This is a genomic window from Brenneria tiliae, from assembly GCF_023347575.1.
GTDB classification, from domain to species: domain Bacteria; phylum Pseudomonadota; class Gammaproteobacteria; order Enterobacterales; family Enterobacteriaceae; genus Brenneria; species Brenneria corticis.
The window spans coordinates 176,165-192,816 of the sequence record NZ_JAKPCB010000103.1; the positions used below are offsets into that span (position 1 = coordinate 176,165).

The 16,652-nt window shown below is 58.3% G+C and carries 12 protein-coding genes; 5 read left to right on the plus strand and 7 right to left on the minus strand.

Going from position 1 to position 16,652, the window contains the following annotated elements; all coding sequences use genetic code 11:
• Positions 1-29: 29 nt before the first annotated feature.
• Entirely contained in the window at positions 30-929 is a 900-nt protein-coding gene (locus MFP24_RS21680) for a LysO family transporter (protein ID WP_249232897.1), read from the minus strand.
• Between the two features lie 174 nt (positions 930-1,103).
• Here MFP24_RS21680 and MFP24_RS21685 point away from each other — a divergent pair, with 174 nt between their 5' ends.
• Entirely contained in the window at positions 1,104-2,768 is a 1,665-nt protein-coding gene (locus tag MFP24_RS21685; protein ID WP_249232574.1) for an ATP-dependent endonuclease, read from the plus strand.
• 206 nt (positions 2,769-2,974) lie between these two features.
• On the opposite strand, the gene cspD is transcribed toward MFP24_RS21685, so the two are convergent.
• Positions 2,975-3,196, minus strand: a complete 222-nt coding sequence (gene cspD / locus MFP24_RS21690) for a cold shock-like protein CspD (protein WP_009113240.1) — start codon at positions 3,194-3,196, stop codon at positions 2,975-2,977.
• A gap of 344 nt (positions 3,197-3,540) precedes the next feature.
• Between cspD and clpS the strand changes: the two genes are divergently transcribed.
• Together clpS and clpA are read left to right on the plus strand one after the other, a co-directional pair.
• Positions 3,541-3,861: an ATP-dependent Clp protease adapter ClpS gene (gene clpS / locus MFP24_RS21695; protein ID WP_136165806.1), complete on the plus strand. Its 321-nt coding sequence runs from the start codon at positions 3,541-3,543 to the stop codon at positions 3,859-3,861.
• A 29-nt stretch (positions 3,862-3,890) separates the two neighbouring features.
• The gene (gene clpA, locus MFP24_RS21700; protein ID WP_136165805.1) at positions 3,891-6,167 is read left to right on the plus strand and encodes an ATP-dependent Clp protease ATP-binding subunit ClpA; all 2,277 of its coding nucleotides are present in this window, start codon (positions 3,891-3,893) and stop codon (positions 6,165-6,167) included.
• Positions 6,168-6,407: 240 nt separating this feature from the next.
• On the opposite strand, the gene infA is transcribed toward clpA, so the two are convergent.
• The 5 genes from infA to trxB form a co-directional block, all read right to left on the minus strand.
• Positions 6,408-6,626 carry a translation initiation factor IF-1 gene (gene infA / locus MFP24_RS21705; protein ID WP_002211347.1) on the minus strand — a complete coding sequence of 73 codons (219 nt, stop codon included), beginning with the start codon at positions 6,624-6,626 and terminating at the stop codon, positions 6,408-6,410.
• 116 nt (positions 6,627-6,742) lie between these two features.
• Complete coding sequence (aat, locus tag MFP24_RS21710) at positions 6,743-7,447, minus strand: leucyl/phenylalanyl-tRNA--protein transferase (protein WP_249232573.1); 705 nt, start codon at positions 7,445-7,447, stop codon at positions 6,743-6,745.
• Between the two features lie 91 nt (positions 7,448-7,538).
• A complete protein-coding gene (gene cydC / locus MFP24_RS21715; RefSeq protein ID WP_249232572.1) occupies positions 7,539-9,278 on the minus strand; it encodes a heme ABC transporter ATP-binding protein/permease CydC in 1,740 nt (579 codons plus the stop codon).
• Position 9,279: 1 nt separating this feature from the next.
• Complete coding sequence (gene cydD / locus MFP24_RS21720) at positions 9,280-11,046, minus strand: heme ABC transporter permease/ATP-binding protein CydD (protein ID WP_249232571.1); 1,767 nt, start codon at positions 11,044-11,046, stop codon at positions 9,280-9,282.
• 221 nt (positions 11,047-11,267) lie between these two features.
• Positions 11,268-12,230: a thioredoxin-disulfide reductase gene (gene trxB, locus MFP24_RS21725; RefSeq protein ID WP_249232570.1), complete on the minus strand. Its 963-nt coding sequence runs from the start codon at positions 12,228-12,230 to the stop codon at positions 11,268-11,270.
• A gap of 527 nt (positions 12,231-12,757) precedes the next feature.
• On the opposite strand from trxB, the gene lrp reads away from it, so the two are divergent.
• Both lrp and MFP24_RS21735 read left to right on the plus strand, forming a co-directional pair.
• Entirely contained in the window at positions 12,758-13,252 is a 495-nt protein-coding gene (gene lrp, locus MFP24_RS21730) for a leucine-responsive transcriptional regulator Lrp (RefSeq protein ID WP_005967536.1), read from the plus strand.
• Positions 13,253-13,366: 114 nt separating this feature from the next.
• Positions 13,367-16,624: a DNA translocase FtsK 4TM domain-containing protein gene (locus MFP24_RS21735; protein WP_249232569.1), complete on the plus strand. Its 3,258-nt coding sequence runs from the start codon at positions 13,367-13,369 to the stop codon at positions 16,622-16,624.
• Positions 16,625-16,652: the final 28 nt, after the last annotated feature.

Consider the following 16,652-nt stretch of genomic DNA (forward strand, 5'->3'; position numbering starts at 1 on the left):
ACCGCCCGAAAAGGGAAAAGCAAAAGCGGCTATGCGGAAAAAAACGCCATCAGGATCGGCGCGGCCAGGCTCAGCAGAAAACCGTGCACGATGGCGGCCGGCACCATATCCACCCCCGCGCTGCGCTGTAATACCGGCAACGTGAAATCCATCGAGGTGGCGCCGCATAATCCCAGGGCGCAGGCGCGGTTGCGCTGGATCAGCGCCGGGATCAGCATAATGGCCAGCAGTTCACGGGTCAGATCGTTAAAAAAGGCCGCGCTGCCGATAACCGGGCCTAACGCGTCGGTCAGCAGAATGCCCGACAACGAGTACCAGCCGTAGCCGGAGGCCATCGCCAGACCGGTTTTCAGCGGCAAATCGAGCGCCCAGGCCGCCAGCGCGCCGCCGGCAAGGGCGCTGACGCCGACCACCAGCGCGACCATCATGCCGCGCCGATTCAGCACAATCTGGCGCAGCGTCATGCCGCTGTTACGCAACTGTATTCCCACCAGAAACAGCAACAGTATCAGCGCGTACTCGCTGCCCTGACTGGCATGGCTCAGGCCGGACCACTGGGTTAACCCCAGCAGAAATCCGCCGAATACCACGCCGCACAGCCCGAGCGAGTCAAGGAGCATATGCAGCCGGGAGGGGAGCGTCTGCCGTTGATCGGCGCCACGCCACGGATAGCGTTTTTCCAATAACCACAGCGCCGCGATATTCGCCGCGACAATGCACAGGGTGCAGACGACGGCATAACGAAAAATCAGCAGCAGATTGCTGCCGAGATTATCCAGAAACGCCAGACTGATACCCATCAGAAACAGAATGACATACACCATCCAGCTCAGCAGACGGTTAATGGAGCGTAATGTTTTTTTGGCGCGCAGCGGCACCAGATAGCCCAGCATAAGCGGCAATAAAATAATTAATAACCCTGAATACATCACAGAATAGAGGTCCTTAGGAAGAAAAGCCGGTCGCTGGAGGGGAAAATGACATAATCTATTAAAATTAAACAAATTATCATCTTGAGTAAAGTCTTGTCTGGCGGCCTGACATCGGCTGCGGCGGGTTTTATTATTACATCCGGTGCGGCAAGGCGAAAACAGGAGACGTGGATGTACCTTGAAAGCGTAGAGATTCTGGGATTCCGGGGGATTAATCGGCTGTCGCTGGCGCTGGAAGATAATACCTTGCTGATCGGCGAGAACGCCTGGGGCAAGTCCAGCCTGCTGGATGCGCTGTCTCTGCTGCTGGCGCCGACGCTGCCGCTGTATCATTTCGACAGAGAGGATTTTCATTTTACGCCGGGTGATGAAACCAGCCGCGAGCGCCACCTGCAGGTTATCTTCACTTTCTGTGAAGCGGCGCCCGGACGCCATCTGGCGCCGCGTTACCGCACGCTTGAGCGCGTGTGGGTGGCAGGCGCGGAGTCGCTGCAGCGGATTTTTTACCGCCTGGAGGGCGAGGTCGACGAAAGCGAATCGGTCTTTACCTGGCGCAGCTTTCTTGATGCCGAAGGGCGCCCGATACCGCTAAGCGATATTGACGAACTGGCCCGCGAGGTGATCCGCTTGCACCCGGTGCTGCGTCTGCGGGATGCCAGGTTTATGCGACGTCTGCGTTCGGGAACCCTGGACGTCGCCGCGGACAACGGCAATGAAAAGCTGGCGCGGCAGTTTGAACAGCTGATGGGCGAACTGGCGCAAAATCCGCAGAAACTGACCGACAAGGAGCTGCGGCAGGGGCTGGCGGCGATGCGTCAATTGCTTGAGCACTATTTTTCCGAACAAAACGCCACGCTGAATGAGCGGCGGCATCATCGCCATGCGCGGGCGCATAACGGTAAATCCTGGCGCTCGCTGGACAATATCAACCGCCTTATCGCCGATTCGAACAACCGCAGCCGGCGGATTATCCTGCTGGAACTCTTTTCCACGCTGCTACAGGCCAAAGGCGCGGTGACGCTGGACCCGCATTCCCGCCCGCTGTTATTAATCGAAGATCCGGAAACGCGCCTGCATCCGATCATGCTGTCGGTGGCGTGGGGCTTGCTGATGCAGCTGCCGTTGCAGAAAGTCACCACCACCAATTCGGGGGAACTGCTGTCGCTGGTGCCGATGGAGCAGGTTTGCCGTCTGGTGCGCGAATCATCGCGCGTGGCGACCTATCGCATCGGCCGACAGGAGATGAGCGCGGAGGACAGCCGGCGTATTGCCTTCCATATTCGTTTTAATCGCCCTTCGTCGCTGTTTGCCCGCTGCTGGCTGCTGGTGGAGGGGGAAACCGAAGTCTGGATGCTGAATGAGCTGGCCCGGCAGTGCGGCCATCACTTTGCCGCCGAAGGCGTTAAAGTCATTGAGTTTGCCCAGTCGGGGCTGCGGCCGCTGCTGAAATTCGCCCAGCGCATGGGCATTGAATGGCATGTGCTGGCCGATGGCGACGACGCCGGGAAAAAGTATGCCGCCACGGCGCAAAGCCTGCTGGCGAGGCGGGGAGAAAGAGAGCGCGACCACCTGACCGTGTTGCCGGCGCTGGATATGGAGCATTATATGTACCGCGCGGGTTTCGCCCATGTCTATCACCGGGTGGCGCAACTGCCGGAAAAGGTGCCGCTCTCCATGCATAAAATCATTATGAAAGCGGTTCATCGATCGTCAAAGCCGGACCTGGCCATTGAAGTGGCGATGGAAGCCGCAACCATGGGCGGCGACGCCATCCCGCCGTTGATTCGCGGCATGTTTTCCCGGGTGCTGTGGCTGGCTCGCGGGCGCGCCGATTAGCGGTTGAACCACCGGCGGCTAAATACCGATTCAACCGGCGCGAGTCGGAAAAGGGAGCGGGGAAGCGTTGAGGCTTGATTTATTTTTTAGCGCCCCAACCTAGATTTCAAGGCGGTAAAGATAAAATGCCGGTCGAACGATCAGACCAGCATTTTTGTACTAACCTGAATAAAAATCGAAATTTTTTAGTTAAGGCACAGTGTTTATCAGGCGACGGTTTCGCTGACCAGGGGCACGATCAGACTTGCATGATTACCTTTCGGTCCTTGATGAACGTCAAACCTGACAACCTGTCCAGCCTTTAGCGTTCGGTATCCGTCCATTTGAATTGTCGAGTAGTGAGCGAAGATATCTTCACCGCCCCCTTCAGGACAGATAAAACCGAAACCCTTGGCGTTATTGAACCATTTAACAGTACCTGTCTCCATGCTGGACATCCTTCGCAAGAGTATTTTTTAGTAAGGTGAGGTTATTTGGTTAAAGTGAATACGAATTGATTAAAACCTCATCAATTCAACACTACACTGTAGTGAAATCGATCCCGGCGTCAAGCGATCCACATTTTAGCACCGGGGTCTTTGTGTCAAAGTTTGATGCAGATAACGCTATTGCCGGCTTTTATTCAGCGTTGCGTAGTGAATTCGAGGGATATGAGACAGTGGACCGCGCTTTCTGGCAACGATTTTGGTCCCCGGATGGTAAAACGAAAACCAGACGTGCTACTGTAAATACAGTTCGCTCCGATGATATTCAGATGACGTTTGGACAGACAATGGGAAACGATAAAACGTGGTCGCAATCAGAGAGCCTGACCGCCGATCAACATAAAGAAAAACTGCAACCGCCATCGATGTATAAAGTGTTATTGAACAACGATGATTACACGCCGATGGAATTTGTTATTGACGTTCTGCAAAAGTTCTTTTCTTATGATATTGAACGTGCAACGCAACTGATGCTGACGGTTCACTATCAGGGAAAGGCGATTTGCGGCGTGTTCAGCGCCGAGGTGGCTGAAACCAAAGTTGTACAGGTAAACCGTTACGCCAGAGAAAATGAGCACCCGCTGCTCTGTACGCTGGAAAAAGCCTGAAGTCAGGCAATTCATTGGGGGAGGGGCATATGCTCAATCAAGAACTGGAACTCAGTCTCAACATGGCTTTCGCCAGAGCGCGTGAGCACCGACACGAGTTTATGACCGTGGAGCATTTGCTGTTGGCTCTGCTCAGTAATCCGGCCGCACGTGAAGCACTGGAAGCCTGCACGGTGGATTTGACCGCGCTGCGTCAGGAACTGGAAACCTTTATTGAACAGACCACGCCGACGCTGCCGCAAAGCGACGACGAGCGTGAAACGCAGCCGACGCTGAGTTTCCAGCGCGTGTTGCAGCGCGCGGTCTTTCACGTTCAGTCATCGGGGCGCAGCGAAGTTTCCGGGGCGAACGTGCTGGTCGCCATTTTCAGCGAACAGGAGTCTCAGGCGGCGTACCTGCTGCGCAAGCATGACGTCAGCCGTTTGGACGTGGTGAATTTTATTTCGCACGGAACGCGTAAAGAAGAGTCCGGGCAGGCGCCAAACCCGGAAAATCCTGTTAATGAAGAGCAGGCCGGAGGGGAAGACCGTATGGAAAACTTCACCACCAATCTGAATCAGCTGGCGCGCGTTGGCGGCATCGACCCGCTTATCGGCCGGGACAGAGAACTGGAGCGGACCATTCAGGTATTGTGCCGGCGGCGTAAAAACAACCCGCTGCTGGTGGGGGAATCCGGCGTCGGCAAAACGGCCATCGCCGAAGGGCTGGCCTGGCGGATTGTGCAGGGCGACGTGCCGGAGGTGATGGCGGACTGCACGCTCTATTCGCTGGATATCGGTTCTTTGCTGGCCGGAACGAAATATCGCGGCGATTTTGAAAAACGCTTCAAGGCGCTGTTGAAACAGCTGGAACAGGATAAGAACAGCATCCTGTTTATTGATGAAATTCATACGATTATCGGCGCGGGCGCCGCCTCCGGCGGTCAGGTCGACGCGGCCAACCTGATCAAACCGCTGCTTTCCAGCGGCAAGATCCGCGTTATCGGCTCCACCACCTATCAGGAATTCAGCAATATCTTTGAAAAGGATCGGGCGCTGGCGCGCCGTTTCCAGAAAATCGATATCACTGAGCCGAGCGTGGAAGAAACGGTACAGATCATCAACGGCCTGAAGCCGAAGTATGAAGCCCACCATGACGTTCGCTATACGGCGAAAGCGGTGCGCGCGGCGGTGGAGCTGGCGGTGAAATACATCAACGACCGCCATCTGCCCGACAAGGCGATTGACGTGATTGACGAAGCCGGCGCCCGCAGCCGTCTGGTGCCGGTCAGCAAGCGCAAAAAAACGGTCAACGTGGCGGACATCGAATCCGTGGTGGCGCGCATCGCCCGTATTCCGGAAAAAACGGTGTCGTCCAGCGATCGCGACGTGCTGAAAAACCTGAGCGAGCGCCTGAAGATGCTGGTGTTCGGGCAGGATAAGGCGATTGAAGCGCTGTCGGAATCCATCAAGATGAGCCGCGCCGGGTTGGGGCAGGATCGCAAGCCCATCGGCTCCTTCCTGTTCGCCGGGCCGACCGGGGTGGGGAAAACGGAGGTCACGCTGCAGTTGGCGAAAGCGCTGGATATCGAGCTGCTGCGTTTCGATATGTCCGAGTATATGGAGCGCCACACCGTCAGCCGTTTGATCGGCGCGCCTCCGGGCTATGTCGGCTACGATCAGGGCGGCCTGCTGACCGACGCGGTGATTAAGCATCCGCACTCGGTGCTGCTGCTGGATGAGATCGAGAAGGCGCACCCCGATGTGTTTAACCTGCTGTTGCAGGTGATGGATAACGGCACCCTGACGGATAACAACGGCCGCAAAGCCGACTTCCGCAACGTGATCGTGGTGATGACCACCAACGCCGGCGTGCGGGAAACCCAGCGTAACTCTATCGGCATTATCCAGCAGGATAACAGCACCGATGCGATGGAAGAGATCAAGAAGGTGTTTACGCCGGAGTTCCGTAACCGTCTTGACGGCATTATCTGGTTCAACCATCTGTCCACGGACGTTATTCAGCAGGTGGTGGATAAATTCATCGTTGAACTGCAGGCGCAGCTGGATGCGAAGGGCGTATCGCTGGAAGTCAGCGACGAAGCGCGCGATTGGCTGGCGACCAAAGGCTATGATAAAGCCATGGGGGCCCGTCCGATGGCCAGGGTTATGCAGGAAAACCTCAAAAAACCGCTGGCTAATGAACTGCTGTTCGGCTCGCTGGTCGACGGCGGCTCGGTCAAGGTTGAACTGGATAAGGAGACGCAGCAGTTGACCTACGGTTTCCAGAGCGCGCAGAAGCATAAAGCGGAAGGCGCCGTTCACTAGGCCACCCCCTCCCGGCCTCCCCCTTGACAGGGGGAGGAGCTAACTCCCACCCCTGCGAAGGGGAGGGGTGGGGTGGGGTCAGGACACGACGGTTTGTCAGTAACAGCAAGGGTGATGCGCAGGCATCACCCTTTTTTTACGGATTGCCGCCTGAAACGCAAAAGCCCTTGCCGGTAACGGAAAGGGCAGCAGAGGTGGAACATCCTCGGATATCGCTGCGGTCAGCGACGGGCGAACCGGTTAACGGCTGCGGAAGACAATGCGGCCTTTGCTCAGGTCGTACGGGGTCAGCTCTACAGTGACTTTGTCACCCGTCAGGATGCGGATATAGTTTTTACGCATTTTACCGGAGATATGAGCGGTAACCACGTGCCCGTTTTCCAATTCAACGCGGAACATGGTATTGGGCAGCGTATCAAGCACGGTGCCTTGCATTTCAATATTGTCTTCTTTGGCCATCGAATCCTCTAGGTGTAACTACCTTTGTTTTTAACCGGCAAGATAATGCCGAAAAACCCGCATTATGTAAAGAAGCGTTGGTAAACCGGGCATTATTTATCAACGATCGCCATCTATCACGGCATCGGCTGAGCCAGCGTTTGCGGCCGCCAACAGCCATCGGCCACCGGATTGTCCCGCAGCTGAAAAAGCAATTGCAAAAAACGATCGCGGGGAATTTCACACACCCCTAATGAAGCGGTATGGGCGTTCAGTACCTGACAGTCGATCAGGTAACCACCGTGACGAATAAAATGTTGTTGGAATGTCAGCAACGCATATTTGGATGCATTGTCGGTGCGGCTGAACATTGACTCGCCGCAAAACAATCCACCTTGCGCAACGCCGTACAGCCCGCCGACAAGCGTGCCATTCTGCCACACTTCGACGGAATGTGCTTGTCCTGACTGATGAAGTTCGCCATAAGCCAGAATAATTTCCGCGCTGATCCAGGTTCCGCCCCCGCGTTCATCGGCACAGGCGGCGATCACTTCATTAAAAGCGTGGTTGATGGTGACCTGAAAATCGTGCTTGCGCAGAAATCTCCGCATGCTGCGGCTGAGATGAAATCCCCCTGGAAACAGCACCGCCCGCGGGTTGGGCGACCACCATAAAATGGGCTCGCCGGGAGAATACCAGGGAAATATCCCGTGCCGATACGCCGCGCCGAGGCGTTCAACCCTAAGATCGCCCCCTATCGCCAATAAGCCGTTTGGCTCGTCCAGCGCATTAATCGGATCGGGGAAACGCAGTGAGTCGGGGGAGAGTTGATACAGTCGCATAATATTCCGTATTACCTGAAAGTAACTCCCCGCTCGCGCGGGGATAACGGCGCTGGCAAGACGTTGTCGGCAACCTGCCGTTCAATAATCATTAAACATGCTGGTGAAATTGCCAGTAACGACCCTGCCGCGCCATCAGTGCCTGATGACTTCCCTGTTCGATGATCCGGCCGCCATCCATCACGCAAATGCGATCCATCGATGCCAGCTCATACAGCCGATGGGTGATCACGATCAGCGTTTTGCCGCCGCAGTGCCGACGCAGCAACTGCAAAATACGCCGTTCGGTTTCCGCATCCAGTCCTTCGGTCGGCTCATCCAGCAATACCAGCGGGCCCGGGTGCAGCAAGGCCCGCGCCAGGCCGATGCGGCGCTGTTCGCCGCCGGAGAGCTGACGCCCGCCTTCGCCGAACCAGGCGTTCAGCCCTTCATTCTCCAGCAGATTATCCAGGCCGACCTGTCGCAACACCGTCGCCAGTTGCTCATCGCCGGCGTCGGGCGCGGCCAGCAGCAGATTATCGCGCAGCGTGGCGCTGAAAATATGTACGCGCTGCGGCACCACGCTCATCATGCCGCGCAGCTCATCCTCACGCCAGGAAGAGAGCGGAAATCCGTTCAGCGTTATCTCTCCCTCGCGGCAGTCCCACGCGCGGGTAAGCAGTTGCAGCAGGGTGGATTTGCCGCATCCGGTACGCCCGAGCAGGGCCAGATGCTCGCCGGCGCGGATATTGAGCGAGATATCGCTCAGCACCGGCAAGGGCTGATCCGTGTAGGTAAAGCCGACGCCAGTCAAATCCAGCGCCGCCGTGGGCGCCGTGGACGGCCCCTGATCCGGAAAGGTCACCTCGGCCGGCTGACGGATAATCTGATCGACCCGCGCGGCGGAGGCGATAACCTGTCCCATATGCTGGAACGCCCCGGCCACCGGCGCCAGCGCTTCAAAGGCGGCCAGCGCGGCGAAGACGAACAGGGCAATCAGCGCGCCGGGCCGGGCATCGCCGCCAATGCCCGCCGCGGCCAGCCATAACATCAGGGTGACCGTCAGTCCGCTGCATAAAATCATCAGCGCCTGAGACAGTCCGGTGAGATTGGCCTGCTGTCGCTGGCGCGTCAGCCAGCGCGTTTCCAGCTGCGCCAGCCGCTGACGCGCCGCCGACAGCGCGCCGAAGACGGTCAGTTCCGCCTGCCCCTGTAGCCAGGTGGTCAACTGGATGCGATATTGCGCCCGTAACGCCGTCAGATCCTCTCCGATGCGCCGTCCGGCCCGATAAAACGCCACCGGCAGCAGCAGTAACAGCGTCAGCATAATGGCGCATAATGTCAGCGCCAGCGACGGGTCCAGCCAGCTTAGTCCGTAGGTGACGATCAGAATAACCAGCAGGGCGCCGACCATCGGCGAAATCACGCGCAGGTATAAATGGTCGAGCGTATCCACGTCGGCCACCAGCCGGTTCAGCAGCTCCGCCTGGCGAAACCGGGCGATAGCGCCGGGAGAGAGCGGCAGAATACGCGCAAAGGTAAATACGCGCAGCTGTTGCAGCACGCGGAATGTGGCGTCGTGGCTGACCAGCCTTTCCGCATAGCGGCCCGCGGTGCGGGTAATCGCCGCGCCTCTGACGCCCGCCGCCGGCAGCATATAGTTAAAGGTATATAATCCGGCGACGCCCGCCAAAGACGCGGCGGCCAGAAACCACCCGGACAGCGCCAGCAGCCCGATGCTGGCCAGCATCGTGGCAATGGCTAAAATAATGCCCAGACTCAGGCGCCAGATATGGCGCCGATAGAGGCGCAGAAAGGGTTTTAACACCTGTAGCGTTGTTACTCGCGACATCTTATAGCTCTCCCTGACGTTGCGCCATCAGTTGCGCAAAGGCGCCGGATTGCGCGCTGAGCGTGCGGTAATCCCCCCGTTGCACCAGCCGGCCCTGTTGCATCACCCATATGGCGTCGTAATCAAGCGTGTCGTTCAACTGATGGGTGACCAGCAGCGTGGTCTGCCGACGGGACGCGGCGTTTAACGCCGCCATGACCCGCTGCTCGCTGTGCGCATCCAGGCTGGCGGCGGGTTCGTCGAGCAGCAGCAGCCCGCACGGATTGATCAACGCCCGGGCAACCGCCACGCGCTGCGCCTGTCCCACGGAGAGACGCGCCGCGCCGTCGCCGATGGGCGTATCCAGCCCCTGCGGCAGCTGAGACAGAAATTCATGCACGTGCGCCCGCTCAACGGCCTGCTGCAACTCATCCTCGGTTGCCTGAGGTTTCCCCAGTAAGATATTGTCCCGCAGGCTTTGTTCCGGCAAATGGGGGTTTTGGCCCACCCAGCTTAACCGGCGGCGCCATGACGCAGGCGAGAGCGTATTCAGCTCGATATCGTTAACGGTAAGGGAGCCGCGGTAGGGCAGGAAACCAAGCAGCGCATTCAGCAGCGAGCTTTTCCCCGCGCCGCTGACGCCCACCAGGGCGATACGCTGGCCCGCCGCCGCGCTGAACGTCAGCGGCTGAGTCAGCGGGGTGCCGTCGGGCGCCAGGATGACCAGATCGGTCGCCTGGATGGCGATGGCGCCCTGGTCGCTGAATTCACGCTCGCCGGCGCCCACGCTTTCGCCTTGCGCCGTCAGAAAGGCCACCAGCGACTCCGCCGCGCCGACGGCCTGGGCCTTGGCGTGATAAAAGGTGCCGAGTTCGCGCAGCGGCTGGAAGAATTCAGGCGCAAGAATCAGCACCAGGAAGCCGGCGAACAGGGTTACGCCCGCGCCGTAATGGCCGAAATTGAGTTCTCCCAGATAAGAGAAGCCAAAGTAAACCGCCACCACGGCGATGGAAATGGAGGCGAAAAACTCCAGTACCCCGGAGGAAAGGAAAGCCATGCGCAACACTTCCATGGTGCGGCGGCGAAAATCCTCGGACGCCCTGCTGATTTGCTCGGTTTCCGCGCGGCCGCGATTGAACAGACGCAGGGTTTCCAGTCCGCGCAGGCGATCGAGAAAATGTCCGCTCAGGCGCGCCAGCGCCAGGAAATTACGCCGGTTGGCGTCGGCCGCTCCCATGCCGACCAGCGCCATAAACAGGGGGATCAGGGGGGCGGTGAGCAACAGAATAAGACCCGCCGTCCAGTTAATCGGAAAAATGGCGATCAGAATAAGCAGCGGGATCAGCGCGGCCAGATACATCTGGGGAAGATAGCGGGAATAGTAGTCCTGCATATCTTCAACCTGTTCCAGAATGATGGTCGCCCAGCTTCCGGCCGGTTTTCCCTGAATCCAGGCCGGGCCCAGCTGCTGTAGCCTGTCCAGCACCAGCTTGCGGATTTGCTGGCGCACCGCCTGCCCGCACAGAAAACCCACGCGCTCCCGCAGCAGGCTGTTCAACGCCCGCAGCACAAAGGCGGCGATCAGCAGCAGAAACGGCGTGAGCAGGGCTTCGCGCGGCGTATGATCGATAATCAAGGCGTGCAGCAGGGCGGCCAGCAGCCATGCCTGCGCCACAATCAGCACCCCGCTGAGGAAACCGAGCAGCAGCGAAAGCCTTAGCCAGCGCTGCGCCCGTTTGCTTTGTTGCTTCAGCCAATGCGTGAGTTCTTGCTGTCTGGTTTGTTTCATCAGATACCAGGCCGTAATGTGTATGGAGGGTTGCGATGGAAAATAACGCTGACATAACCGGTGGTTAACAATATGCTCTTCCCATGCTCAGAATGCCGACATGTTACCGCGGCGGGAGCAGGGTGCAAACGATAAAGGCGGGGGGCGATCAATTTTTGCGCGACGCAAGGGGGAAAACGCCGATCCGGGACGGCGGGAGCGTCCCGGATGGCAACGGCGCGTTATTTGGCGGCGGTTAACCCGTCCAGATAACGTTCGGCGTCAAGCGCCGCCATGCAGCCCGTTCCGGCGGAGGTGATGGCCTGACGGTAAATGTGATCCATTACATCGCCGGCGGCAAAGACGCCGGGAATGCTGGTCTGGGTGGCATTGCCGTGAATACCGGACTGTACCTTGATATAGCCGTTCTCCAGCTCCAGCTGACCGCCGAAAACCGCGGTGTTGGGGCTATGGCCGATGGCGATAAATACGCCGGCCAGCTCCAGCTCTTCGGCGGCGTCGGTACGGGTATCGCGCAGGCGCACGCCGGTTACGCCCATCTGGTCGCCGAGGACTTCGTCAAGCGTACGGTCGGTATGCAGAATGATATTGCCGTTTTCCACCTTGTCCATCAGCCGGTCGATAAGGATTTTCTCCGAACGGAAACTGTCGCGGCGGTGAATCAGATGCACCTCGGCGGCGATGTTGGAGAGATACAGCGCCTCCTCAACGGCGGTATTGCCGCCGCCGACCACGGCGACTTTCTGGTTGCGATAGAAGAAACCGTCGCAGGTGGCGCAGGCGGACACCCCTTTCCCCTTGAAAGCCTCTTCGGAGGGCAGCCCCAGATAGCGCGCGGACGCGCCGGTGGCGATAATCAACGCATCGCAGGTATATTCGTCGCTGTCGCCGAAAAGACGAAACGGGCGGGTTTGCAGATCGACGCGCTGAATATGGTCGAAGACAATCTCGGTATTGAATTTTTCCGCGTGCGCCTGCATGCGCTCCATCAGCAGCGGCCCGGTCAAGCCTTCCGCATCGCCAGGCCAGTTTTCCACTTCGGTGGTGGTGGTCAACTGACCGCCTTTCTCCATCCCGGTAATGAGCACCGGATGTAAATTCGCCCGTGCGGCATAAACCGCAGCCGTGTAGCCAGCCGGGCCAGAGCCCAGAATCAATAACTTATGGTGTTTAACGGTACTCATGAGTTCCTCATTTCACGATGACGGACATATGGGGGTGATTGTAAGGAAATTACCTGAGTAAAAAAAGCGTGTGGCGAAGTTGTTAGCTATTTGTTTAATCGTTAATGTTTATGGCCGCGGTAAGTTGCTGATAGATCAGTCGCATTGATAAGTAAAATGACTGAAAGCGCCTGAGAATCCGCCTCCGGCTTATTTAATCTGGTACTTTCTTCTGATTTTATTTGTTTTGCTTTGACAATCAGCTGTGCTTTTGCGAAAACATCTGGGTAAGAGGAAATTTTTTGTATGTGAATAGTCAAAAGCTCGGTTTTTTATTCGTCGCCTGTCTGGCTGGTTGCGCCACGGATAAATCGTTTTTGCCTGGTGTAACACGTTTACCACCGCGCAGGACGATGACGGATAGCGACGAAAAGAGCGTGATTTTTGCTATGCAATATAGGCAACGGGTGTTCTTTAGGGCGGCTCTGAGACATTGAAGTTGGTCGGAGTGTAGCAGGTTCAGGGAAGAGTGAAGAGAGACAATAATAATGGTAGATACTAAAAAACGGCCAGGAAAAGATCTCGATCGTATCGATCGCAACATCCTGAACGAACTGCAAAAAGACGGTCGTATTTCCAATGTCGAGCTTTCCAAACGGGTGGGATTATCACCAACGCCCTGTCTGGAGCGCGTGCGTCGTCTGGAGCGACAGGGTTTTATTAACGGCTATACCGCGCTGCTCAATCCGCATTATCTGGATGCCTCGCTGCTGGTTTTCGTTGAAATAACGCTGAACCGCGGAGCGCCCGATGTGTTTGAACAGTTTAATTCGGCGGTGCAGAAGCTGGAAGAAATTCAGGAGTGTCATCTGGTTTCCGGCGATTTTGACTACCTGTTGAAAACCCGGGTGCCGGATATGTCCGCCTATCGCAAGCTGCTGGGCGAGACGCTGCTTCGACTGCCGGGGGTGAACGATACCCGCACCTATGTGGTGATGGAAGAAGTGAAACAAAGCAATCGTCTGGTGATTAAAACCCGATAAACCCATGGGTGCAAAACCCGATAAATTCAGCTACACTCCTGTGAATTTATACAGTTTCAGCGCCGGGAACCCTCGGCGTTTTGTCATAAACCTTTACAGGCCCTGGAGAGACGCTTGAGCCAGGAATATACAGAAGATAAAGAAATTACCCTGAGAAAACTCAGCGGTACCCGTCGTTTGCTAGAAGCGATTTTGATCGTGGTGGCGCTTTTTGCCGTTTATCTTGGCGTCGCGGTACTCAGTTTTAGTCCTTCCGATCCCAGTTGGTCGCAAACCGCGTGGCATGAACCCATTCACAACGTCGGCGGGGTGGCGGGAGCCTGGCTGGCGGATACCCTGTTTTTCATTTTCGGCGTGCTGGCCTATGCCATTCCGCCGATTATGCTATGTCTGTGCTGGTCGGCTTTCCGCCATCGCGATAGCCAAAACGCCATCGACTATTTCACCTTTTCGCTGCGCCTGATCGGCACGCTGGCGTTGATTCTGACCTCCTGCGGCCTGGCGGCGTTGAATATCGACGACCTCTACTATTTTGCCTCCGGCGGCGTATTGGGCAGCCTGTTGAGCAGCTCGATGATTCCCCGTTTTAACAGCATGGGCGCCACGCTGATCCTGCTGTGCGTCTGGGCGGCCGGCTTAACGCTGTTTACCGGCTGGTCGTGGTTGACCATTGCCGAAAAAATCGGCGCCGCGGTGCTGGGCTGCCTGACGTTTATGTCCAATCGCTCGCGCAGCGATAGCGCGCCGGAGGCCGACGCCTTTGACGAGCGGCAGCATCCGTCCGTAACGGCCACGGCGGCGAGCGATGATGACGTCCTATTTTCCGCGCCCTCGATAACCGAAGCCGTTGCCAATACCGCTTCGCCAGGGGAGGAGGGCGATCGGCCGCCGTCCGCTCCGGCGACGGCCGGCCGGCCGGCGGTGCCGGAACAGCCCGCCGCCCCGCAGCAAATCGACGCGGCTTCAACGCTCAACCCGCCGCTCTATTCGTTTGAGGTTCCGGATTCCGTCTCCGCACGTGACGGCAACGCCGATGCGTATCATCCCTCCGGCAGCGCCGACATGCCGCCGATCGCCCAACCGCAGGTGGCGCATCCCATCGATCGGCCATCCCACGGCGGACAGTCCGCCACGCCGGAGGCGACCGAGACGGCGTTCAGGGCCAATACGACGTTTACGCCGGCCTTTAGCGCCGACGGCGACGACAATCCGCAGGTAAAACAGGGCGTCGGGCCGGAGTTGCCGCGTCCGAATCCGGTGCGCATTCCCACTCGGCGCGAGCTGGCCTCATACGGCATCAAACTGCCGTCCCAGCGTCTGGCGGAACAGCAGGCCAGGGCTCAGGAGCAGGGCGATACGGCTAACCAGGATATGGCGCCCGGCGACGAGGATATCGCTCAGCAGGAAGCCGCGTTACAGCGGGCGTATCTCGAACAGCAGCGTCAGCGTTACGGGGAAGAGTATCTTGAGCGGGAAGAGGAAGAAAACCAGTTAATACAGGCGCAGCTGGCGAAAGATTTTGCCGCGCAGCAGCAGGCCCGTTACGGCGCGGCGGATGAGCATATTCCGCAGCCGCATCAGCCGGCGCCGGGCCGCGACGTCTTGTCCGATGCGCCGTCGGGCGGCCAGGCGCTCGGTTTTTCTCCCCTGGCCGATCTGGTTGACGACGGCCCTGTCGAACCCTTATTTACCTTATCGGGGGCCGATGCGCCGTCGCCGGATGATGATGACGCGGCCGATGCCGCCCCGTACCGGCAGCATGCCTCGGCGGCCGGCCCCGAAGCCGCGTCGCAGGAGAAGCGAGCTGAGCCTGCCGCCCGTCAGCCGATAATGGATAGCCTGATCCACCCGTTCCTGATGCGTAACGACCAGCCGCTGCACAAGCCCACCACGCCGTTGCCCACGCTGGATTTATTGACGCCGCCGCCGGAAAGCGAAGCGCCGGTGGATAGTTTCGCGCTGGAGCAGACCGCGCGGCTGATTGAGGCGCGTCTGAGCGATTACCGGGTAAAAGCGGAGGTGGTCGATCATTTTCCCGGACCGGTGATTACCCGCTTTGAGCTGGATCTGGCGCCGGGGGTAAAAGCGGCGCGTATCTCCAATCTGTCGCGCGATCTGGCGCGTTCGCTGTCGGTGGTGGCGGTGCGTATTGTGGAGGTGATCCCGGGCAAACCCTATGTGGGGCTGGAATTACCCAATAAACATCGTCAAACCGTGTATCTGCGGGAGGTGCTGGACTGCGCCAAGTTCCGCGATAATACGTCGCCGCTGGCCATCGTGCTGGGTAAGGATATCGCCGGGCAGCCGGTGGTGGCCGATCTGGCGAAGATGCCCCACCTGCTGGTGGCCGGCACCACCGGCTCCGGTAAATCCGTCGGCGTCAACGCGATGATCATCAGCATGCTGTATAAGGCGACGCCGGACGAAGTGCGCTTTATCATGATCGACCCGAAAATGCTGGAACTCTCCGTCTATGAGGGGATTCCGCATCTGCTGACGGAAGTGGTCACCGATATGAAAGACGCGGCTAACGCCCTGCGCTGGTGCGTGGGCGAAATGGAACGCCGCTATAAGCTGATGTCGGCGCTGGGGGTGCGTAACCTGTCCGGCTATAACGAACGGGTTATGGAAGCGAATGCGATGGGGCGTCCAATCCCCGATCCGTTCTGGAAGCCGGGCGACAGTATGGATATGACGCCGCCGGTGCTGGAAAAACTGCCTTATATCGTGGTCCTGGTGGATGAATTCGCCGATCTGATGATGGCCGTGGGCAAAAAGGTTGAAGAGCTTATCGCCCGTCTGGCGCAGAAAGCGCGCGCCGCCGGCATCCATCTGGTATTGGCGACCCAGCGGCCGTCGGTGGATGTGATTACCGGCCTGATCAAGGCCAATATTCCGACGCGTATCGCCTTTACCGTATCCAGTAAAATCGACTCGCGTACCATTCTTGACCAGGGCGGCGCCGAATCGCTGCTGGGGATGGGGGATATGCTGTATATGGCGCCCAACTCGTCGATACCGGTGCGGGTGCACGGCGCTTTTGTCCGCGATCAGGAAGTTCATGCGGTGGTGCAGGATTGGAAAGCCCGCGGGCGGCCCCAATATATTGATAGCATTGTCAGCGGCGGTGACGACGGCGAAGGGGGAAGCCTCGGGCTGGATGGGGATGAAGAGCTCGATCCGCTGTTCGACCAGGCGGTGGCCTTTGTGGTGGAGAAACGCCGGGCCTCCATTTCCGGCGTGCAGCGCCAGTTCCGCATCGGCTACAACCGCGCGGCGCGCATCGTGGAGCAGATGGAGGCGCAGGGCATCGTCAGCTCTCCCGGTCATAACGGCAACCGCGAGGTGCTGGCTCCGCCGCCCATGGAGTAACCTGATAAGGGCTGCGAGTGCAGCCCTT